Annotated in this window: 19 protein-coding genes and 1 pseudogene; 10 read left to right on the top strand and 10 right to left on the bottom strand. The window is 57.1% G+C overall.

The window, feature by feature from the left end; all coding sequences use genetic code 11:
* From MYY08_RS17075 to MYY08_RS17065, 3 genes and pseudogenes are all read right to left on the bottom strand, one after another.
* A partial coding sequence (locus tag MYY08_RS17075; protein ID WP_288015073.1) for a DNA topoisomerase III occupies positions 1–1,795 on the bottom strand: 1,795 nt, incomplete at its 3' end.
* A 168-nt stretch (positions 1,796–1,963) separates the two neighbouring features.
* Positions 1,964–2,071: pseudogene (locus tag MYY08_RS17070) on the bottom strand (selenide, water dikinase SelD); the annotation flags it as partial.
* A 142-nt stretch (positions 2,072–2,213) separates the two neighbouring features.
* Complete coding sequence (locus MYY08_RS17065; protein WP_038625839.1) at positions 2,214–2,765, bottom strand: NAD(P)H nitroreductase; 552 nt, start codon at positions 2,763–2,765, stop codon at positions 2,214–2,216.
* 172 nt (positions 2,766–2,937) lie between these two features.
* Between MYY08_RS17065 and sppA the strand changes: the two genes are divergently transcribed.
* The 3 genes from sppA to pncA all read left to right on the top strand — a co-directional run bounded on the left by sppA (position 2,938) and on the right by pncA (position 6,529).
* The gene (gene sppA, locus MYY08_RS17060) at positions 2,938–4,794 is read left to right on the top strand and encodes a signal peptide peptidase SppA (protein ID WP_104951635.1); all 1,857 of its coding nucleotides are present in this window, start codon (positions 2,938–2,940) and stop codon (positions 4,792–4,794) included.
* Positions 4,795–4,888: 94 nt separating this feature from the next.
* Positions 4,889–5,908, top strand: a complete 1,020-nt coding sequence (gene ansA, locus MYY08_RS17055) for an asparaginase (RefSeq protein WP_038629978.1) — start codon at positions 4,889–4,891, stop codon at positions 5,906–5,908.
* Positions 5,909–5,920: 12 nt separating this feature from the next.
* Positions 5,921–6,529, top strand: coding sequence for a bifunctional nicotinamidase/pyrazinamidase (pncA, locus tag MYY08_RS17050; RefSeq protein WP_038625837.1), 609 nt, complete (start codon positions 5,921–5,923; stop codon positions 6,527–6,529).
* A 53-nt stretch (positions 6,530–6,582) separates the two neighbouring features.
* On the opposite strand, the gene MYY08_RS17045 is transcribed toward pncA, so the two are convergent.
* Together MYY08_RS17045 and msrB are read right to left on the bottom strand one after the other, a co-directional pair.
* Entirely contained in the window at positions 6,583–6,864 is a 282-nt protein-coding gene (locus MYY08_RS17045) for a YeaC family protein (protein ID WP_038625835.1), read from the bottom strand.
* A 3-nt stretch (positions 6,865–6,867) separates the two neighbouring features.
* Positions 6,868–7,278 carry a peptide-methionine (R)-S-oxide reductase MsrB gene (gene msrB, locus MYY08_RS17040; RefSeq protein ID WP_104951637.1) on the bottom strand — a complete coding sequence of 137 codons (411 nt, stop codon included), beginning with the start codon at positions 7,276–7,278 and terminating at the stop codon, positions 6,868–6,870.
* 342 nt (positions 7,279–7,620) lie between these two features.
* Between msrB and gapA the strand changes: the two genes are divergently transcribed.
* Together gapA and MYY08_RS17030 are read left to right on the top strand one after the other, a co-directional pair.
* Positions 7,621–8,619 carry a glyceraldehyde-3-phosphate dehydrogenase gene (gene gapA, locus MYY08_RS17035; RefSeq protein WP_038625833.1) on the top strand — a complete coding sequence of 333 codons (999 nt, stop codon included), beginning with the start codon at positions 7,621–7,623 and terminating at the stop codon, positions 8,617–8,619.
* A 76-nt stretch (positions 8,620–8,695) separates the two neighbouring features.
* A complete protein-coding gene (locus MYY08_RS17030; RefSeq protein ID WP_038625831.1) occupies positions 8,696–9,574 on the top strand; it encodes a D-hexose-6-phosphate mutarotase in 879 nt (292 codons plus the stop codon).
* 38 nt (positions 9,575–9,612) lie between these two features.
* Here MYY08_RS17030 and MYY08_RS17025 read toward each other — a convergent pair whose 3' ends face one another.
* Positions 9,613–10,464, bottom strand: a complete 852-nt coding sequence (locus MYY08_RS17025) for an aldo/keto reductase (protein WP_038625829.1) — start codon at positions 10,462–10,464, stop codon at positions 9,613–9,615.
* A gap of 75 nt (positions 10,465–10,539) precedes the next feature.
* Entirely contained in the window at positions 10,540–11,289 is a 750-nt protein-coding gene (locus MYY08_RS17020) for a MipA/OmpV family protein (protein WP_038625826.1), read from the bottom strand.
* A gap of 426 nt (positions 11,290–11,715) precedes the next feature.
* Between MYY08_RS17020 and yeaG the strand changes: the two genes are divergently transcribed.
* Together yeaG and MYY08_RS17010 are read left to right on the top strand one after the other, a co-directional pair.
* Positions 11,716–13,650 (top strand): protein kinase YeaG, encoded by a 1,935-nt coding sequence (gene yeaG / locus MYY08_RS17015; RefSeq protein WP_038625824.1) that lies wholly within the window; start codon positions 11,716–11,718, stop codon positions 13,648–13,650.
* 91 nt (positions 13,651–13,741) lie between these two features.
* Positions 13,742–15,019, top strand: a complete 1,278-nt coding sequence (locus tag MYY08_RS17010) for a YeaH/YhbH family protein (protein WP_038625822.1) — start codon at positions 13,742–13,744, stop codon at positions 15,017–15,019.
* 198 nt (positions 15,020–15,217) lie between these two features.
* Here MYY08_RS17010 and MYY08_RS17005 read toward each other — a convergent pair whose 3' ends face one another.
* A complete protein-coding gene (locus MYY08_RS17005; protein WP_038625820.1) occupies positions 15,218–15,928 on the bottom strand; it encodes a phage antirepressor KilAC domain-containing protein in 711 nt (236 codons plus the stop codon).
* A gap of 246 nt (positions 15,929–16,174) precedes the next feature.
* On the opposite strand from MYY08_RS17005, the gene MYY08_RS17000 reads away from it, so the two are divergent.
* From MYY08_RS17000 to MYY08_RS16990, 3 genes are all read left to right on the top strand, one after another.
* The gene (locus MYY08_RS17000; RefSeq protein WP_038625818.1) at positions 16,175–17,902 is read left to right on the top strand and encodes a potassium/proton antiporter; all 1,728 of its coding nucleotides are present in this window, start codon (positions 16,175–16,177) and stop codon (positions 17,900–17,902) included.
* Positions 17,903–17,980: 78 nt separating this feature from the next.
* Entirely contained in the window at positions 17,981–18,214 is a 234-nt protein-coding gene (locus tag MYY08_RS16995) for a DUF1480 family protein (protein ID WP_038625816.1), read from the top strand.
* 152 nt (positions 18,215–18,366) lie between these two features.
* Positions 18,367–19,557, top strand: a complete 1,191-nt coding sequence (locus tag MYY08_RS16990) for a multidrug effflux MFS transporter (protein ID WP_288015061.1) — start codon at positions 18,367–18,369, stop codon at positions 19,555–19,557.
* A 3-nt stretch (positions 19,558–19,560) separates the two neighbouring features.
* Here the strand turns inward: MYY08_RS16990 and dadX are convergent, their stop codons facing one another.
* Together dadX and MYY08_RS16980 are read right to left on the bottom strand one after the other, a co-directional pair.
* Positions 19,561–20,631, bottom strand: a complete 1,071-nt coding sequence (gene dadX, locus MYY08_RS16985) for a catabolic alanine racemase DadX (RefSeq protein WP_038625813.1) — start codon at positions 20,629–20,631, stop codon at positions 19,561–19,563.
* A 19-nt stretch (positions 20,632–20,650) separates the two neighbouring features.
* Positions 20,651–21,955, bottom strand: coding sequence for a D-amino acid dehydrogenase (locus tag MYY08_RS16980; RefSeq protein ID WP_038625812.1), 1,305 nt, complete (start codon positions 21,953–21,955; stop codon positions 20,651–20,653).
* Positions 21,956–21,997: the final 42 nt, after the last annotated feature.

Genomic DNA, 21,997 nt, shown 5'->3' with positions numbered 1-21,997 from the left:
GCGTAGTAACCAGCGGCTGCATAAAATCCTGATAGCGACAGGCCTTTTCACTGATTTTCGTCAGCGTCGATTCCCATTGAGCGGTCATATCTGGCCGCGCGGCCATTTCCGGCAATGAGTGAATCAGCGCCCTGCCCGCGTCGGTCGCATGAATATAACGCCCTTTCTTGATCAGGAAAGCGCGCCGGAACAGCAGTTCGATAATGCCGGCCCGGGTCGCCTCCGTACCTAAACCATCGGTCGCGCGCAGGATTTTCTTTAGATCTTTATCCTGCACGAAGCGGGCAATACCGGTCATTGCGGATAACAGCGTGGCGTCGGTGAAGGGACGCGGCGGCTGCGTTTGCTTTTCTGCAATTTCGCCTTTCTCGCACAACAGCTCATCGCCCTGCGCCACCACGGGCAGCGGCGTGCCGTCATTCTCCTCATCGCGCTCTTTGCTTCCCAGCAGCGCGCGCCAGCCTGCCTCCGCCAGAAAGCGCGCTTTGGCGACAAACTTGCCGCCAGCGATATCCAGCTCGATAACGCACTTCCGGTAAACCGCGTCAGGACAGAACTGCATCAGATACTGGCGGGCGATCAGGCCGTAAATATTGGCCTCATTGTCCGTCAGGCGCACGGCACTGCTGCGCGCCGTGGGGATAATGGCATGGTGAGCGTCAACTTTTTTATCGTCCCAGCAGCGATTTTTACGTTCGGTATCAAAATCAGCCGGCGTTTTCATTGCCGTCTGATGCGCGCTAATGGCATTCAACACCGCATGGCGCCCGGCAAAATGCTCCTCCGGCAGATAGCGGCTGTCCGAACGCGGATAGGTGATCAACTTGTGGGTCTCATAAAGACGCTGACAGGTATCCAGCACCGTCTGCGCGCTGAGGCCGTAGCGTTTCGCCGCCTCTATCTGCAGGCTGGAGAGCGAAAACGGCAGCGGTGCCGTATCGTTTTCCCGCCGATCCTGATAGTTAGTCACCCGCGCCGGTTTTCCGCCGATGCGCGCCAGCACATGCTCCGCCAGCGGACGATGCAGCAGTCGCCCCTCTTCATCCTGCCAGGGTTCGCAGGCGTCGCTGGGCTGCCAAAGCGCGACGAAACGCTCCTCTTTGGGCGTCACGATATGCGCTTTGACTTCAAAGTAATCTTTGGGAATGAAGTTCTCGATCTCTTCATCGCGCCGCACCACCAGCCCCAGCACCGGCGTCTGCACCCTGCCGACCGACAGTACGCCGTCATAGCCGGCGTTGCGGCCCAGCAGCGTCCATGCGCGGGTCATATTGATGCCGTACAGCCAGTCGGCGCGCGCGCGCGCCAGCGCCGAGACGCACAGAGGAATAAATTCTTTATTCTGGCGCAGGCGACCCACGGCACGTTCCACCGCCTGCGGGTTAAGATCGTTGATTAAACAGCGCTGTACCTTTTCGCGCTTCGCAGGCGGCAGCGCCAGATAGTCCAGCACCTCATCTACCAGCAGCTGCCCTTCCCGATCCGGGTCACCAGCGTGAATAATCTCATCCGCCTGCTCCAGCAGCTTTTTGATCACGTTCAGCTGCTTCGCCACCGAGGGGCGCGGCTGTAATCGCCACTTTTCCGGCACGATAGGCAAGTCGGCCAGCGACCAGCGCGCATAGCGGCTGTCGTAGCTGTCGGGCTGAGCCTGCTCCAGCAGGTGCCCTACGCACCAGGTGACGATGTGATCATTTCCGCAGGCGATATAGCCCTCTCCGCGACGGTGAGGCTTGGGCAGGATATCGGCGATGGCGCGGGCCAGGCTCGGCTTTTCAGCAATAAACAGGCGCATTAACGGGGCAAGGCTCTCTTACGACAAAACATCAATCAAAGGAACGCCGGCCTGCGCCGGCACTAACTCGCTAATCGCGCTGACCAACAGCGACAGGCTTTCCGACAGCGGGTGGAAATCGGCGACGGCCTCAGGGCGCACCGCCAACAGCAGACTGCCAGAGGTTTGCGGATCGTGAAACGCCATCAGCTCGCTTTGCGGAATGGTTTCCAGCACCTCAGGGGAAATTTTACAACCGCATCCTGTGCCGTGGCTGTACTGGGTAAGACGAATCATCTGATTTATGGGGGCTCCTTCATCCAGATCGCTGGCGTATATGTTAACGCGTTACCCCTGGCGTGATAAGCCACCTCTGACGCGACGCAGTTAAAAAGCAGGGCTGGTACCTTACCCTGCCAAAATAAACACGGCGAATCTGTCAGAAATAACTGACAAACGGAGCGGTATCGGGAGGCAATACCGTGGTGGAAGATTTCAGCTGCGGCGTGCCGAGGTAGAGGAAGCCGACAATGGCGTCCTGTTGGCGGCAGTTGAATGCGGCGCGCACCGCCTCATTATCCGTCCAGGCGCCGCTGCGCCAGATGCCGTTAAAGCCCTGCGCGGCAGCGGCCATCTGCATCGCCATCACCGCACACCCCGCCGACAGCAGCTGCTCCCAACGCGGCACTTTCGGGTGATCTTCACAATGCGCCACGACAGTAATGATCATCGGCGCGCGAAACGGCGCCTGCTTCGCTTTTTCGATAGCCTTGTCATCCATGTTGCCATCGCGCGCCGCCTGCTCCAGCAGCTGACTAAAGCGCTCAAGGCCCTGTTTCTCAATAATATGAAAGCGCCAGGGCTGGAGCGTGCCGTGATCCGGCGCGCGCATGCCGGCGCGCAGAATATTATCCAGCGCTTCGCCCGTCGGCGCAGGCTCGGCTAAACGCGATGCGGAGCGGCGATTAACCAGTAAATCCAGTGCTTCCATCTCTTCCTCCTGATAATGATTAGCATTCGTTGCAAACTAACACAGGCTGACGTTTTGTTACAGCCGCGCGCGATTTCCTGCTGACATTTGCCCGGCTGCTCTTTAGGATGTGGATGAAATTCTGGCAGAAAAGCTGCTTTTCTGCGCCCTGTCTGGCGATTATGGAGAAAACATGCGCACCTTGTGGCGAATCATAGCAGGCATCTTTAAGTGGATATGGCGGGTGCTGAACTTTATCCGCGAATGCATTCTTAACCTGTTTCTGATCTTTTTAGTCTTGGTCTGTGTCGGCATCTGGCTACAGGTGAAAAACGCCAGCGCGCCTGTGGAAGTGCCGCGCGGCGCGCTGAAGGTCGATCTTTCCGGCGTGGTGGTGGATAAGCCGTCGGTCAGCAACAAACTGAGCAAAATTGGCCGTCAACTGCTGGGCGCCAGCAGCGACCGGCTGAAGGAAAACTCGCTGTTCGATATCGTGGCGGCTATCCGGCAGGCGAAAAGCGACAGCAAAATTACCGGCATCGTGCTCGATTTGCGCAACTTTGCCGGCGCCGATCAGCCTTCGTTGCAGTATATCGGCAAGGCGCTGCGCGAATTCCGCGACAGCGGCAAACCGATCTATGCCAGCGGCGACAGCTATTCTCAGGCGCAATATTATCTGGCCAGCTACGCCAGCAAGATTTACCTCTCCCCGCAGGGCACGGTCGATCTGCATGGCTTCGCTACCAATACCCTTTACTATAAGAGCCTGCTCGATAAGCTGAAGGTGACGTCGCATGTATTCCGCGTCGGCACCTATAAATCAGCGGTTGAGCCGTTCCTGCGCGATGATATGTCGCCTGCGGCGCGCGATGCCGACAGCCGCTGGGTCGGCGAGCTGTGGCAAAACTACCTGAACGTAGTCGCAGCCAACCGCCAGATTACGGCACAGCAGCTCTTTCCCGGCGCGCAGAGCCTGCTGAGCGGCCTGCAACAAACCGGCGGCGATACCGCGCGCTACGCCAAAGAGAACAAGCTGGTCGATCAGTTGGCGACCCGCGCCGAAACGGAGCAGCTGTTCGCAAAGCAGTTTGGCTGGAACAAGCAGGCTCAGGACTACAACGCCATCAGCATCTACGACTATCCGGTGCAGGATAACAGTTCGCAGAACGGCAACGTGGCGGTGATTCTGGCCACCGGCGCGATTATGGATGGCGAAGAGACGCCGGGCGCGGTAGGCGGCGACACCACGGCGGCGCAGATCCGTCAGGCGCGTCTCGATCCGAACGTTAAAGCGATCGTCTTCCGCGTCAACAGCCCTGGCGGCAGCGTCACCGCTTCCGAGGTGGTGCGTCAGGAACTGGCGGCGGCGCGCGCGGCCGGCAAACCGGTCGTGGTATCGATGGGCGGCATGGCGGCCTCCGGCGGTTACTGGATCTCCACCCCCGCCAACTACATTATCGCCAGCCCGGCTACGCTCACCGGCTCAATCGGCATTTTCGGCGTGATTAATACGGTGGAAAATTCGCTGGATGCGATCGGCGTGCACACCGATGGCGTAGCGACATCGCCGCTGGCCGACGTTGCCAGCACCAAGGCGTTGCCGCCTGAAGTTCAGCAAATGATGCAGCTGAGCATCGAAAACGGCTATCGCAACTTTATCGGCCTGGTCGCGAAAGCGCGTCAGAAAACACCGGAGCAGATCGACCAGATTGCGCAGGGTCACGTCTGGACCGGCAGCGACGCCAAAGGCAACGGGCTGGTCGACGCGCTGGGCGATTTCGACGACGCTGTCGCCAAAGCGGCGGAACTGGCGAAGCTGAAAGAAGTGCAGCTGAACTGGTTTGCGGATGAGCCTGCCCTTATCGATATGGTACTGGGCCAGATGGACGCTTCGGTGCGCGCCGCGTTGCCGAACGCCCTGAAAGCCTGGCTGCCCGCGCCGATGGTCGACGTAGTCAGCGCGATGAAGCAACAGCCGGGCCTGTTTGGTCGTCTTAACGATCCACAAAACCGTTACGCCATCTGCCTGACCTGCGGCGAGGTGCGCTAACCTTTACAGCCCGATCGGCGCCATGCTGGTCGGGCTGCTCTTCCCTGCGCTTTACCGTATACTGCATTTTTTCCGCAAAGCTGAGTCGCTTTTCATGCAAAAAAAATCTATTTACGTTGCCTATACCGGCGGAACGATCGGTATGCAGCGCTCTGCACAAGGCTATATTCCGGTTTCAGGTCACCTGCAGCGGCAGTTAGCGGCGATGCCGGAGTTTCACCGCCCGGAAATGCCTGCCTTTACTATTCATGAGTATCAGCCACTGATCGATTCTTCCGATATGACGCCGCAGGACTGGCAGGCGATTGCGGAAGATATTCGCCAGAACTACGACCTTTATGACGGTTTTGTCATTCTGCACGGCACGGATACGATGGCGTTTACCGCCTCGGCGCTCTCTTTTATGCTGGAAAACCTGGCGAAGCCGGTCATTGTGACAGGGTCACAGATCCCGCTCGCCGAGCTGCGCTCCGACGGTCAGCAAAACCTGCTTAACGCGCTGTTTGTAGCAGCCAACTATCCGGTAAAAGAAGTTTCGCTGTTCTTTAACAATACCCTTTATCGCGGCAACCGCACGACCAAGGCACACGCGGACGGCTTTAACGCTTTCGCCTCGCCTAATCTGCCGCCGTTGCTGGAGGCGGGCATTCATATTCGTCGTCTGAACACGCCGCCTGCACCGCAGGGAGATGGCGATCTGATCGTCCACCCTATTACGCCGCAGCCTATCGGCGTCGTCACCATCTATCCCGGCATCTCTGCGGAAGTGGTGCGCAACTTCCTGCGCCAGCCGGTGAAGGCGCTGATCCTGCGCTCTTACGGCGTTGGCAATGCGCCGCAAAACGCTGAGTTTCTCGCGGAGCTTCAGGCCGCTTCGGAACGCGGCATTGTGGTGGTCAACCTGACGCAGTGCATGTCGGGCAAAGTGAATATGGGCGGCTACGCCACCGGCAACGCGCTGGCGCATGCCGGGGTGATCGGCGGATTCGATATGACCGTTGAGGCGACGCTGACCAAGCTGCATTATCTGCTTAGCCAGCCGCTGAGCTGTGATGAAGTGCGTCGTCTGATGCAGGTTAACCTGCGCGGCGAATTGACCCCTGAAGAACGTTAAGGAGAAGCGCGGATGAAACAGGCGCTGATTTTAATCGACCTGCAAAATGATTTTTGTCCGGGCGGCGCGCTGGCGGTCAACGACGGCGACGCCGTTATCGCCGTGGCTAACCGTCTGGCAGCGGCGTTTCATCAGCGCGGCGAGCCGGTTGTCGCCACGCAGGACTGGCATCCCGCCGATCATGGCAGTTTCGCTTCTGTATCGGGCGAGGCGGTGAATACCGTCGGCGAATTAAACGGACTGCCGCAGATCTGGTGGCCCGATCATGCCGTGCAGGAGAGCCATGGCGCCGATTTTCATCCGGCGCTGCAACGAGAGCTGATTGAGGTGGTGTTTCATAAAGGCGAACAGCGCGATATCGACAGCTACAGCGCCTTTTTCGACAACGGCCACCGGCGCCAGACCGGTCTGGATGCCTGGCTGCGCGCGCGCGGCATTACCCGTCTGGTGATGATGGGGTTGGCGACCGACTACTGTGTCAAATTCAGCGTGCTGGATGCGTTACAGTTGGGCTATGAGGTGGAAGTCATTAGCGAAGGCTGCCGCGGCGTTAATTTGCAGCCGCAGGACAGCGTCGAGGCACTGGCGCAAATGGCCGCAAGCGGCGCCCTTATCCGCTAATAACACATCCCGCCAGCGGGCGGGATGCGTTATACCGCGTCAGGCTTTACCCTTTACTGCAGCGTAATGCGCGTGACATCGTCACCGATGCCGAACTCTTCTTTCAGCTCGCGCTTGGAACGCGTCACCAGCTCGCCGCCCTGCCCGATGCTCATATGCTGCGGCTGATGGTTATGACGCGATTGCCACAGCATTACCAGCTGCATACAGTTCTCTTTTTGCTCATCGGTCAATGCCACCCCGTCCGGCCATTTGCCGGTTTCCACGGCGGTAGCCAGACGCTGATAGATTTCCGGCGTCATCGCCTCGATCATCGCATCAAGTTCTGATTTCATCACTTAACCTTTGGTCTGGTTGCCATCATTATCGCTGAAACTCAGCGATGCCGAGTTCACACAGTAGCGTTCGCCGGTCGGCTGCGGGCCATCGGGAAAGACGTGTCCCAAATGGGAATCGCAGTTGCCGCAGCGAATTTCAATGCGATGCATCCCGTGCGAGTTGTCTTCCAGATAATGAATCGCATCTTCGGTATAAGGCTGATAGAAACTCGGCCAGCCGCAGCCGGAATCATATTTGGTTTCCGACAGGAACAGCGGCGCATTGCACACCAGGCAATGATAAATCCCTTCCGCTTTGTTGTGCAGCAGCGCGCCGCTGAAGGGCGGCTCCGTCCCACGCTGCTGGGTGACATAGAGCTGCATTTCGGTCAGCTGATTATCAGGCGTACGATCGTTCAATTCTTTAGCCATTTTCATCGTCTCTGGCAATGTCATTCTGGAAAAATCGGCTAGTATTCTAACAAGTAGTTAACAAGAACAGGTTAATATTTTGTGCCTGACAAGCTTTGACACGCGCTCAACGTGCAAATTGTGATGCGGATCACTTTTCGTTAAAGCGAGCCCTTTATATTCGGTAATCAGGCCGCAAAATTGATGTAGCAGAATAGTCGCGGAAGCGGTTTCAAACCCAAAAATTCTCCGTAATGGGTTTGACTTGTCGCAATAATTGACACGATTCCGCTTGACGCCTGGTAAGGATTTTGTAATTTTACAGCCAACCTTTTATTCACTAACAAATAGCTGGTGGAATATATGACTATCAAAGTAGGTATTAACGGTTTTGGTCGTATCGGTCGCATCGTTTTCCGTGCTGCGCAGCAGCGTTCAGACATTGAAATCGTTGCCATCAACGACCTGCTGGACGCCGAATACATGGCGTACATGCTGAAGTATGACTCAACGCACGGCCGTTTCGATGGCACCGTTGAAGTACAGGACGGCGCGCTGATCGTTAACGGCAAGAAAATCCGTGTTACCTCAGAAAAAGATCCGGCTAACCTGAAGTGGGACGAAGTCGGCGTTGACGTGGTAGCTGAAGCGACCGGTATCTTCCTGACTGACGAAACCGCACGTAAACACATCACCGCTGGCGCGAAGAAAGTGGTAATGACCGGTCCGTCCAAAGATGACACTCCGATGTTCGTTCGCGGCGCCAACTTTGACAAATATGCCGGCCAGGACATCGTTTCCAACGCGTCCTGCACCACCAACTGCCTGGCGCCGCTGGCGAAAGTCATCAACGACAAATTCGGCATCGTTGAAGGTCTGATGACTACCGTTCACGCCACCACCGCTACCCAGAAAACCGTTGACGGCCCGTCTCACAAAGACTGGCGCGGCGGCCGCGGCGCATCTCAGAACATCATCCCGTCTTCTACTGGCGCAGCTAAAGCCGTAGGTAAAGTTCTGCCGGAACTGAACGGCAAACTGACCGGTATGGCGTTCCGCGTTCCGACCCCGAACGTATCCGTTGTTGACCTGACCGCGCGTCTGGCTAAACCGGCTTCTTACAAAGAAATCTGTGAAGCGATCAAAGCCGCTTCTGAAGGCGACATGAAAGGCGTTCTGGGCTACACCGAAGACGCAGTGGTTTCTACCGATTTCAACGGCGAAACTCTGACTTCCGTGTTCGACGCCAGCGCAGGTATCGCACTGAACGACAACTTCGTGAAACTGGTTTCCTGGTACGACAACGAAACTGGCTACTCACATAAAGTACTGGATCTGGTCGCGCTGGTTGCTTCTAAATAAGCCGCGTTGACAGACTAAACTTTGAGGGCGACTACGGTCGCCCTTTTTTATCGTCTGAATTCAGCAAGGTAATATCATGACCGAAAAACTGTTTTCGCTTCCCGTGGTTAACCAGCTCTCCCCTTACCTCAGCCTGCGACAGATGGGCGAACTGCCGGTGCTGGTGGTGAATCATCCTAAAGTGCGCGCCGCCGTTACTTTACAGGGCGCTCAGCTTATCGCCTGGCAGCCCAACGGCGAGAAGCCGGTAATCTGGCTGAGTGAGAAAAGCGCCTTTGCCAATGGTAAAGCGATTCGCGGCGGCGTGCCGATCTGCTGGCCGTGGTTTGGTCCCGCAGGCGAACCGGCGCACGGCTTCGCGCGCAATCAGCCGTGGACGCTTTCCGCTCATGATGAAAACGACGACTGCGTGCTGCTGACGCTGGAGCTGGCGAGCAATGCGCAGACCAAAGCGCTCTGGCCGCACGATTTCACCCTGTTCGCCCGTTTCCGTCTGGGCGAACGCTGCGAAATTGAACTGGAGGCGCACGGCGATTATCAGGCTACCTGCGCGCTGCACAGCTACTTCTGCGTAGCGGATATTAACGAGGTGGAGGTCAGCGGTCTGGGCCAGCACTTTATCGATAAGGTGAAGGATGGCGAGCCGGGCGATTCCGCGGATGGCAAACAACGCTATGACGGACGCGTCGATCGTATCTACACCCAGCCGGATGATTGCAGCCTGATTCATGATAAAGCGGGCCAGCGCGTGATCGAGGTTTATCATCACCATCACAGCGATGTGGTAACCTGGAATCCGGGCGTGGAGCTTTCCTGCAGCATGGGAGATATGGCGAACGACGGTTATCAAACCATGGTGTGCGTCGAAACCGCGCGCATCAATGCGCCGATGAAGAGCGCCGTTGAGCAACCCGCGCGGCTGGCCACGACGTTCCGGGTGCGGAAAAAACGTTAAAAAAGCCGGGCCTTTGCGCCCGGCTTTCTTTTAGTCCCTCAGACCACGTCCAGCGGCTGCTTGCTTTGCGGGGGCGGAAACAGGCTATCCAGCCGCATCAGCTGTTCATCAGTCAGCGTTATTGTTAACGCCGCCGCATTTTCCCTGACGTGCGTCACGCTGCCCGCTTTCGGGATCGCCATAACGCCAGGCTGACGGATGACCCACGCCAGCATCAGCTGCGCTACGCTGATGTCCTGCTGCTGCGCCACCTCATGCAGCGCCGGATGCATCATTAAATCCCGGCGCAAACGCCCCGCCTGCGCCAGCGGACAATATGCCATTACCGGCAGCTGACGCGCCTGACAGGCTGGCAGCAGCTCAAACTCAATGCCGCGCGAAGCGAGATGATAAAGTACCTGATTGGCCGCGCAAGCCGTACCGCCCGGCGCCTGCCACAGCTCCTGCATATCCTCGGTATCGAAATTAGATACGCCCCAGCGACCAATTTTCCCCTGTTGCTGTAGCTTTTCCATCGCCCGAATGGTCTCTTCCAGCGGGATATTGCCGCGCCAGTGCAGCAGATAGAGATCGAGATAGTCCGTTCTCAACCGCTGCAAACTCCGTTCGCACGCTTCCACCGCGTCAACAACGCCGGCGTTCCACGGATAGAATTTAGAGACCAACCAGACGCGGTCGCGTCTTCCCTGTAGCGCTTCGCCGACTACCCGCTCCGCTCCACCGTCAGCGTACATCTCTGCGGTATCGATCACCGACAGGCCGCACTCAATGCCCGCCTGTAGAGCAGCAATCTCCTGTCGTCGCAGATCCGGGCTTTCGCCCATATACCAGGTTCCCTGGCCTATTGCCGGCAGGGCCATACCATCAGCAATGTTCACTGTTCTGCTCATATTCTCTCCCTGGTGCGCCGCATTAGCCCCGTTAAGGTGCAACGGGGCGCCGTACGCCCGTTGACATGCAGCCGATCAGAAGCTGTAGCTTACTCCGGTCCAGGCGGTAAGCTGAGAATTATTGTCCACCATCGGGCTGTCTTTGATCTCGTCCGCCAGGCGGGTGTAGCGCGCATAGATACCGGCGTTCCAGCGATCAGTCAGGCGATAATTGGCGCTCAGCTCGACGTAAGGGCTCCAGCTGTCGTCAGGCTGATAGCGGCTGATACCGGTGCGTGCTGATTCATGACCGGAAACGCCATAATAGTAACGGTTCTGATTGGAACTGGTCCAGGTGGCGCCGATGCCAGGCGTCAGGCTGAAATCGCCGAAGTCGAAACGGTAAAGATAGGTCAGATCCCAGACGATGCCATCGCTTTTGCCCAGCACGTCGCCTAACAGGTTAGTGCGCACAATCCCCCAGTCGGCGATATGGCGATACTCTACCCCGCCCATCAACGTCATACGGCGTTTGTCCAGGCCTTTCATATTGCCCAGATCGTTATCGCCCGGATCGTACTCCTGCGCTGAACCGGCCAGCGTCAGGGAGAGCTGGTCTTGCTGATCTTTCCACAGGTAGTAGCCGCCCTGTAAGGTGCGCAGCCAGAAATCGTCGCCCTCATAGTTGATGACCGGCACCGGCAGATAACGATCCTGACCACCTTTATAAGGACTTTGCGCGTAAATCACCGAGGCGCCCAGCGTAAGCGGATGGGCATCATCAGCCTGAGCCAAACCACAAATCGGCAGAAGCAGAGCAAGGATGCTAATTTTGAATTGGTTCACAATTTATTTCTTCCATAAATATAACAATCAGAGAGGTAGTTTAACGCTATTGCGCGACAGGTTTAAATCTTTATACATTTTGACGTATCTGGAACCACACGCCACGCCGCGCCGCAAAAGAAATGCAGGCGCTTATTTACAAAAACGCTACAGGCCGCGCCCCGCAAGGGCACCCGTTATTACCTGAACGACTTTCCTGTTGAAATTAAATAGCATTAAAGAAATTTCCTGAAATGCCATCTACAGTTAAAAGTAGGCTAAATGATTCGTTCGAGCAGAGTAACCATCAAATCTGTGTACCCCGATAAAAATACGTCAGGTTGGCATAAGGGTTGCTGTACTCCCAAGAGAATACCTTCCGGAAGCTGATAAACCTTTTATAACGCTTCCATTACCTGTGCTAAAAACGAAAGGACGGGCATCGCTATGAATATATTCGATCACTATCGTCAGCGTTATGAAGCTGCCAAGGACGAAGAGTTCACACTGCAGGAATTCCTGACCACCTGTAAGCAGGATCGCAGTGCATACGCCAACGCGGCAGAAAGACTATTGATGGCTATCGGTGAGCCAGTCATGGTCGATACTGCCCAGGAGCCTCGCCTTTCCCGCCTGTTCTCAAACCGTGTTATCGCACGTTATCCGGCGTTCGAAGAGTTTTATGGGATGGAGGAAGCCATTGAGCAGATTGTTTCCTATCTGAAGCATGCCGCTCAGGGCCTGGAAGAGAAAAAACAGATCCTGTATCTGTTAGGTCCGGTCGGGGGCGGTAAATCATCGCTGGCCGAACGGTTAAAATCACTGATGCAGCGCGTTCCCATCTATGTGCTGAGCGCCGACGGCGAACGCAGCCCGGTAAACGACCATCCGCTCTGCCTGTTTAATCCGCAGGAAGACGCCAATATTCTGGAGAAAGAGTACGGCGTGCCGCGCCGCTACTTGGGCACCATCATGTCGCCATGGGCGGCCAAACGCCTGCACGAGTTCGGTGGCGACATTACCCGCTTCAAGGTAGTAAAAGTCTGGCCTTCTATTCTGGAACAGCTGGCTATCGCCAAAACGGAGCCTGGCGACGAAAATAACCAGGATATCTCCGCGCTGGTAGGCAAAGTCGATATCCGTAAGCTGGAAAACCACGCCCAGAACGATCCCGACGCCTATGGCTATTCGGGCGCGCTCTGCCGCGCCAACCAGGGCATCATGGAATTTGTCGAGATGTTCAAGGCCCCGATCAAAGTGCTGCATCCGCTGCTGACCGCCACGCAGGAAGGCAACTACAACGGTACCGAAGGTATCTCCGCCCTGCCGTTTAACGGCATTATCCTCGCGCACTCGAACGAATCGGAGTGGGTGCAGTTCCGCAACAATAAGAACAACGAGGCGTTTCTCGACCGCGTCTATATCGTTAAGGTGCCTTACTGCCTGCGCGTCTCGGAAGAGATCAAGATTTACGAGAAGCTGCTTAACCACAGCGAGCTGACCCACGCGCCCTGCGCGCCCGGTACGCTGGAAACGCTGGCGCGCTTCTCTATCCTGTCGCGCATGAAAGAGCCGGAAAACTCCAGCATCTATTCCAAGATGCGTGTCTATGACGGCGAAAGCCTGAAAGATACCGATCCAAAAGCGAAGTCGTATCAGGAGTATCGCGACTATGCTGGCGTGGATGAAGGGATGAACGGGCTTTCGACGCGTTTCGCCTTTAAGATCCTGTCGCGCGTGTTTAACTTCGACCACACCGAGGTGGCCGCGAACCCGGTTCATCTGTTCTATGTGTTGGAGCAGCAGATTGAGCGCGAACAGTTCCCGCAGGAGCTGGCGGAGAAATATCTGGAGTTCCTCAAAGGCTATCTGATCCCTAAATACGCCGAGTTTATCGGCAAAGAGATCCAGACTGCCTATCTGGAATCCTATTCCGAATATGGACAGAACATTTTCGACCGCTACGTTACCTACGCGGACTTCTGGATTCAGGATCAGGAGTATCGCGATCCCGATACCGGTCAGCTGTTCGACCGTGAGGCGCTGAACGCCGAGCTGGAGAAGATCGAAAAACCGGCGGGCATCAGCAATCCGAAGGATTTCCGCAACGAAATCGTCAACTTCGTGCTGCGCGCGCGTGCGCAGAATAACGGGCGAAATCCCAACTGGACCAGCTATGAGAAGCTGCGCACGGTTATAGAGAAGAAAATGTTCTCGAATACTGAGGAGCTGCTGCCGGTTATCTCGTTTAACGCGAAAACGTCAACCGACGAACAGAAAAAACATGATGATTTTGTCGACCGTATGATGGAGAAAGGCTATACCCGCAAGCAGGTGCGTCTGCTGTGCGAATGGTATTTGCGCGTGCGCAAATCGAGTTAAGTCATGTAAGCACATAAACGCGTAACGGAAGCGAAAGTAAAGAGGTCGGGCGTTGCGCCCGACTTTGCTTGTAACGTTGTTTGGGGGAGCTATGGCCTATTTCATCGATCGGCGACTCAACGGCAAAAACAAAAGCGCGGTCAATCGTCAGCGCTTTTTGCGCCGCTATAAGTCGCAAATCAAACAGTCGATCTCCGAGGCCATTAATAAACGTTCGGTGACCGACGTTGAGAGTGGTGAGTCTGTTTCTATTCCGGTAGACGATATCAACGAACCCATTTTTCATCAGGGACGCGGCGGCACGCGCCATCGCGTTCATCCTGGTAACGATCACTTTGTGCAAAACGATCGCATCGAGCGTCCTCAGGGAGGCGGCGGAGGCGGCGGCAGTGGTCAGGGCAACGCCAGCCAGGATGGCGAAGGTCAGGACGACTTTGTCTTTAATATCTCAAAAGATGAATATCTCGACCTGCTGTTCGAAGATCTGGCGCTGCCGCACCTGCGCAAAACGCAGCAGCGGCAGATGAACGAGTATAAAACGCACCGCGCCGGTTTCACCTCTAATGGCGTGCCGGCCAATATCAGCGTGGTGCGCTCTTTACAGAACTCGCTGGCGCGACGTACCGCCATGACCGCGGGCAAACGACGTATGCTGCACGAGCTGGAGGCGTCGCTGGAAACGGTAGAGAAAGCGGAGCCGGCGCAGCTGCTGGAAGAAGAGCGGCTGCGTAAAGAGATTGCCGAACTGCGCGCGCGCATTGAGCGCGTGCCTTTTATCGATACCTTCGATCTGCGTTATAAAAACTTTGAAAAACGGCCTGAGCCGTCCAGCCAGGCGGTGATGTTCTGCCTGATGGACGTTTCAGGCTCGATGGATCAGGCCACCAAGGATATGGCGAAACGCTTTTATATTCTGCTCTATCTCTTCCTGAGCCGGACTTACAAAAACGTTGAGGTGGTCTATATCCGTCACCATACTCAGGCGAAAGAGGTGGATGAACAGGAGTTTTTCTATTCACAGGAGACCGGCGGCACCATCGTTTCCAGCGCGCTGAAGCTGATGGATGAGGTGGTGAAAGAGCGTTACGACCCGACGCAGTGGAACATCTATGCCGCACAGGCGTCTGATGGCGATAACTGGGCGGACGATTCGCCGCTGTGCCACGAAATCCTGGCGAAGAATATTCTGCCAGTGGTGCGCTACTACAGCTACATTGAAATCACCCGGCGCGCCCATCAAACCCTGTGGCGTGAATATGAACATTTGCAGGCGTCGTTTGATAACTTCGCCATTCAGCATATTCGTGAACCGGAAGATATTTACCCGGTATTCCGCGAGCTGTTTCACAAACAGGCGACAGAGAGCTAGCTGTCCTGGAACTCGTTGCCTGACTGGCGCTGTCCTGAGAGAGAACGGACGACGTTGCATCTTCAGCGGAAAACCGCCGCAGCGCTTTCCACTCTCGCCGCATTCGTAAAAGGCGGAACGCGAGCAACAAAAAAGCCGGTCGTTGACCGGCTTTTTACTCTCTGTCGCATCCTTTCATCATCTTATCCTGTTTAACCGTCAGGCCGCTGCGCCCTTAGGCTGTGATGCGAGGTGGCCTGCCCACAGGCTGGCGACCCATTTAACCCCTTTCGGCGTAAAGCGCGCCTGTGAAAAGGCATGCTGATTTTCGCCTACCCCGGAGCGCAGAGTGAAACGTCCGGCGTTGAGATGCTGCTGATGCGGCGTTAAGGTGCCGCTCATACGGTACATGATATTTCGTTCCAGCAGGAACTGACGAAAATCGGGCTCTTTCACCTTCAGCATTTTGCATACCTGACGGAAGCCCATTGATTCCTCTTCAACCGTGACGTAACGGTCGAAGAATTCCGCCTTGGGGGCGAAAAGCGCCAGCTGCTGCTCTGCTTTCTGGCGCTGCTCGAACTGCTCAGCCCAGGCGCGCGCCGCTTCGGCCGGATTGGTGAAATCGGGCAGATGCGCCACTTTTTCCCGCTCCTGCCAGCGATCGAGCGCTTCCGCCGTAAAGGCCGGCGACAGGCGCGCGACGGCCAGCACCGAATCGCGTTTGTTAAGACGATACTCCTGTCGCACCGTTCCGTCGGCTTCATAATCCCATGCCGTCAGCGGCTGCGACAGCCGTTGCGCGGTTTCCAGACTTTTAATCAGACGTTTCACTTCGCCATGGGTATTGCCGGTCATCTCAGCGATTTCACGGCTACTCATTGTGACGGATTGATGAAGAGCGTTCAGGCTCTCAGTTGAAATCATCATAGCTTCACCATTTACTTGCAAATAGCAACAGCCCCGTGAGGGAGTACAAATAGTATACTGATTACTGTGTGGATATCCAGTATTTTTTTTAATCAACGCAGATTTGCGAGGCGTTACAAGGAAAATGAAAAACTTTTTTGTCCGCTTATGACAAGCTATTGATAAAGCATTATCTTTTGAAAACGGCTATAGTAGAGCCACACCTGCATCGCCCCCTGTTATCCTGTATCGCGAGGAGAGTCCGCCTTGAATGCCAGCACCATTTACAGTCTTTTCATTATTGGTTCCGTGCTGGTGGCTTCAAGCATCCTGCTCAGCGCTTTCTCTTCTCGCTTAGGCATTCCCATTCTGGTGATCTTTCTGGCGCTCGGCATGTTGACCGGCGTGGACGGCATCGGCGGCATCGCCTTTGATAATTATCCGCTGGCCTATATGGTCTCTAACCTGGCGCTGGCGGTGATCCTGCTGGATGGCGGCATGCGCACCCGCGCCAGTTCGCTGCGCGTGGCGCTGGGCCCGGCGCTGTCGTTGGCGACGGTCGGCGTGATGATCACCGCAGGGCTGACCGGCGTGGCCGCCGCCTGGCTGTTTCAACTTGATATGATGCAGGGTTTTCTGATCGGCGCGATTATCGGCTCGACCGACGCCGCCGCGGTGTTTTCACTGCTGGGCGACAAAGGGCTGAACGAGCGCGTCAGCTCGACGCTGGAGATCGAATCGGGCAGCAACGATCCGATGGCGGTGTTTCTGACCATTACGCTGATTGAGATGATTCAACAGGGCGAAACCGGGCTAAGCTGGATGTTCGTAGTTCATCTGATTCAACAGTTCGGCCTGGGCATCGTGCTGGGCCTGGGCGGCGGCTGGGCTATTCAGCAGCTGATCAACCGTATTTCGCTGGCAAATGGCCTCTATCCTCTGCTGGCGGTCAGCGGCGGCATTCTGGTCTTCGCCCTGACTACCGTACTGGAAGGCAGCGGCATTCTCGCCGTCTACCTGTGCGGCTTCCTGTTAGGCAATCGCCCGATCCGCAACCGCCACGGCATTTTACAGACTTTCGACGGCATGGCCTGGCTGAGTCAGATCGGCATGTTCCTGGTGCTCGGCCTGCTGGTGACGCCTTCCGATCTCTGGCATATCGCCGTGCCGGCGATGCTGCTTTCGCTGTGGCTGATCCTCTTTGCCCGTCCGGTTTCAGTATTTGTCGGCCTGCTGCCTTTCCGTAGTTTCACGCTGCGTGAGCGCGTCTTTATCAGCTGGGTCGGCCTGCGCGGCGCGGTGCCGATTATTCTGGCAGTCTTCCCGATGATGGCCGGGCTGGAAAACGCCTCGCTATTTTTTAACATCGCCTTTTTCGTGGTGCTGGTCTCGCTGATGTTGCAGGGCACCTCGCTCGGTTTCGCCGCGAAAAAGGCGAAGGTTATCGTCCCGCCTACCGCCTCGCCCATTAGCCGCGCCGGGCTTGATATCCATCCTGAAAACCCATGGGAACAGTTTGTGTACCAGCTGAGCGCGGATAAATGGTGCGTCGGCGCCGCGCTGCGCGATTTGCAGATGCCGCGTGAAACCCGTATCGCCGCGCTGTTCCGCAACAATGTGCTGATGCACCCTACCGGCAATACGCGTTTGCGCGAAGGCGACGTGCTGTGCGTTATCGGCCGCGAACGCGATCTGCCCGCGCTCGGCAGGCTGTTCAGCCAGTCGCCGCCGGTGGCGCTCGATCAGCGCTTCTTTGGCGACTTTATTCTCGACGCCGACGCGCGGTTGCGCGACGTGGCGCAGATTTATGGTCTGGAGTTGAATGAAGATACCAACGATCAACAGTCGCTGGGGCAGCTGATTCTGGGCATGCTGGGCGGCGCGCCGGTTGTCGGCGATCAGGTGGAATGGAATGCGCTGATCTGGACCGTAGCGGAGAAAGAGGATAATCAGGTGATCAAAATTGGCGTGCGCGTGCCGGAAGAGAAGGAATAATCCTGGGCGCAGCGCCTCGAAATTCCCGCCAGAACGACTACGCTTAAAGTTCACGTCTTTCCTGGAGGGAAATAACCCATGGGTCATGTAGTCAAAATTGGTCGCTACGAGATTATTGATGCAGATCTGAATGCTGAAACGGCTGATACCATCAGTATTCCCTGTCAAACCAATCCCGGTCTTAGCTACCAGCTTGACGGCTGGGATGAAGAGACCAGCGTTCCCGCGTGGATTGACGGCAAGCCGGTAGATCTTGAGATCGGGCATTACGATAAGCAGCAGGATCGCTGGATTTTAAAAAAACCCGCCTGAGCGACAGCGTCGATTCTGTCCGCGCTCAACTAACGGGTGGGTTAAAGGGGCAGTCGCCAGGCTGCTCCTGATTTTTGAGTTTCCGCTTTCCTTTTTCTTTACTTCTCTCTACCCTGTGCAGCTCAAAAAAATACAGGATGTTAACTTCCTTAATGCAAAAATTTACCCTTTTATTGTTGAGTCTGGTGCTGCTGGCGCCGCTGGGCATCGATCTCTATTTGCCGACGCTGCCTGATATTGCCGTGGGATTATCGACGCCTGTCGCTATCGTGCAGACTACCATTCCCATCTTCCTGCTGGTGATGGGGCTGGGGCAAATCATCGCCGGACCGCTGGTCGATAACTTTGGCCGTAAGCCAATCGCGATGATTGGCCTGCTGCTCTATATCTGCGGCAGCGCGCTGGCCGCCTGCGCGCTGAACTGGCCGATGTTTCTGCTGGCGCGCGTGGTGCAGGGCTGCGCCGTCTGCTGCACCGCGGTCGTCGCCTTCAGCGGCGTGCGCGATCGGCTGGCGGGCGATGAAGCGGCGCAGGCCTACGGCTTTCTGAACGGCGCGCTGAATATCGTCCCGGCGCTGGCGCCGATGCTGGGCGGCTTTCTGGCGGAAGCGTTCGGCTGGCGAGCGCCCTTCTGGTTCCTGGTCTGCTACGCGCTGTTTATCAGCCTGCTGATCGGCCTGCTGCTGCCGGAAACGCGTCCGGCGAATACGCGCAAGGTTAAAGGTCTGCCGCTGCGTCAATACGGCGCCATTTTGCGAGAGCCGCGCTTTCTGGCTTTCGCCTTCGCCAATGCAGGCGCGCTGGGTATGGTGTTGACCTATGTCTCGCTGGCGCCGCATGTGCTGATGACCGAAGGCCGCCTGAGCGCTCTGCAATTTTCCATCGCCTTCGGCGCTAACGGTTTCTGGATTATGCTGGTCAGCGTGCTGGTGAATAAGATGATCCGTAAGGTGGGCCGCCCGCTCTGTCTGGCGATCGGCACGCTGGCGATGCTGTTGGGCGCCGCGCTGCTGTTCGCTGGCGAGATGCTGTTTCCTGCGCATCTGCAGACGCACTGGGCGCTCTATATGTTGCCGGTGGCGATCTCTGTTGCCGGGCTCGCCTTTACCGTCGGACCGGCCACCAGCTATGCGCTGGAGCCTTATCAGCAGCAGGCTGGCGTCGCTTCCGCGCTGGCGGGATTTATTCAGATGGCGGGCGGATCGTCCGCCAGTCTGTTGATGATGGCGCTGCCGCTGGCGGAAAAAGATGCGCTGGCGCTGATGATGCTGGCGGGCGCAGCGCTCACGTTTCTGGCGTGGCGCTGCAGTAAAAAGATGCGCGGCTCGCTCACCGCGCTGTAACGCTTATTGCACGTCAACCGGCACCCGCGGCGCGAGCGCGCACATCAGCTCATAGCCAACGGTGCCGGCGCTGCTGGCCACCTCGTCAATTTTGATCTGATCGCCCCACAGTTCGACCTTCGATCCAATGCCCGCCTGCGGACAGGGCGTCAAATCGACCATCAGCATATCCATCGATACCGCGCCCAGCGTATGCGTACGCACGCCGTCCACCATCACCGGCGTGCCGGTAGGCGCATGGCGCGGATAACCATCGGCGTAGCCGCAGGCGACGACGCCAATGCGCTGCTCCGCCTGAGCATGATATCGATAGCCGTAACCGACGCCCGAGCCCGCCTTCAGCGGCTGAATGCCGATAATATCGCTGGTCAAGGTCATCGCCGGTTTCAGGCCGGTGCCGGCGATATCCTGCCACTGACCGCTTGGCGACGCGCCGTACAGCACAATGCCGGGGCGCACCCAGTCAAAGTGCGCTTCGGGATGCCAGAGCGTCGCCGCCGAATTGGATAACGAGCGCGGGCAGTTCAGTCCTTCTGCCGCCCGTTCGACCTGCTTCATTGGCTCGACAATGCCCTCTTCTCTTTCCGCCTCGGCGAAGTGGGTCATGAGCGTCATTTCGCCGACATTGTCCAGCGCGCGCAGCTTCCGCCATACGTTATGCACCTGCTCCGGCAGAAAACCCAGCCGGTTCATACCGGTGTTCACCTTCACGTAGATATCCAGCGGCGCGCTCAGCTGCGCCTCGGCGATCGCCTTAATCTGCCAGTTGCTGTGAACGCTGGTGGTCAGACGATAGCGATCCAGCAGTTCCAGCTCATCGCGGTGAAAAAAGCCTTCCAGCAGCAGGATCGGTTTTTTCCAGCCGCGCTCGCGCAGCAGAATCGCTTCTTCAAGGTTCAGCAGGGCAAACCCATCGGTATCGGCAAGATGTTGCCAGATACGATCGATGCCGTGGCCGTAGCCGTTAGCTTTTACAACGGACCAGACGCGGGAATGGGGCGCGGCCTGGCGAACAATCGCCAGGTTTTGCCGCAACGCAGCGCTATGTATGGTTGCGACAATTGGACGTGACATAACCTCTCCTTGTAACTCGTTAACGTGTAACGTTAGCGTTATGCAGCTGCTGGTGGGTTACCGGCGAAAAACCGGGCAGATAACGCAGTACCGACAGGTCATCTGCGGCGATAGCCGGCTTTTTGCCAGAGATAATATCAGAAAGCAGCTGACCTGAACCGCACGCCATCGTCCAACCGAGTGTCCCGTGACCGGTATTCAAGTAAAGATTCTTCAGCGGCGTGGCGCCGACGATCGGCGTGCCGTCCGGCGTCATCGGGCGCAAGCCGGTCCAGAAGCTGGCCTGCTCGATATGGCCGCCGTTGGGATAGAGATCGCGCACCACCATCTCCAGCGTTTCGCGCCGCGCCGGCAGCAGCCGGGTATTGAAGCCGACGATTTCCGCCATGCCCCCCACGCGGATGCGCTGGTCGAAACGGGTAATGGCGACCTTATAGGTTTCATCCAGCACGGTAGAGACCGGCGCGCCCGCCTCATCGCGCAGAGGAATGGTCAGCGAGTAGCCTTTCAGCGGATAGACCGGAATTGACACGATATCTTTCAACAGCGCGGTGGACCAGGAACCAAAAGCGACCACATAGCTGTCCGCCGTCAACACTTCATTGCCGCACTTCACGCCTGCGATACGATTGCCCTCGCGCAGCAGCCGATCGACGGCGGTATTGAAGCGGAAAGTGACGCCCGCCTGCGCAGCCATCTCCGCCAGCCGCTGAGTAAACAGCTGGCAGTCGCCGGTTTCATCGTTCGGCAAGCGCAGCCCGCCGGTCAGCTTATGACAGGTCGCCGCCAGCGCTGGCTCTACGCGGGAGAGCTGCTGCGCCTCCAGCAGCTCGTAGGGCACGCCCGCCTCTTTCAGTACGGCGATATCCTTACTGGCGCTTTCATACTGTTGCGCGGTGCGGAACAGCTGCAGCGTGCCGCCCTGTCGTCCTTCATAACCGATGCCGGTCTGCTCGCGCAGCGCTTTGATGCAGTCACGGCTGTACTCCGCAATACGCACCATACGGCTTTTGTTTTCCTGGTAGTGACGGATATCGCAGTTGCGCAGCATCTGCCACATCCACTCCAGCTGGAAGCGGCTGCCGTCAAGACGGATCGCCAGCGGCGCATGGCGCTGAAACATCCACTTCATGGCCTTCAGCGGCACGCCCGGCGCCGCCCAGGGCGCCGCGTAACCCGGCGAGATCTGCCCGGCGTTGGCGGCGCTGGTTTCCTGCGCCGGCCCAGGCTGACGATCGACGACCGTGACTTCATGGCCTGCCTGCGCCAGATACCATGCGCTGGCGACGCCCACTACTCCACTTCCCAGAATGACAACTCGCATAACTCCCCCGCGGCAAACCATTAAGAACAATATACTGAAGAC

It is taken from the genome of Mixta sp., from assembly GCF_024610815.1.
Classification (GTDB): domain Bacteria; phylum Pseudomonadota; class Gammaproteobacteria; order Enterobacterales; family Enterobacteriaceae; genus Mixta; species Mixta calida.
This window is presented reverse-complemented; position numbering and strand designations above follow the sequence as displayed.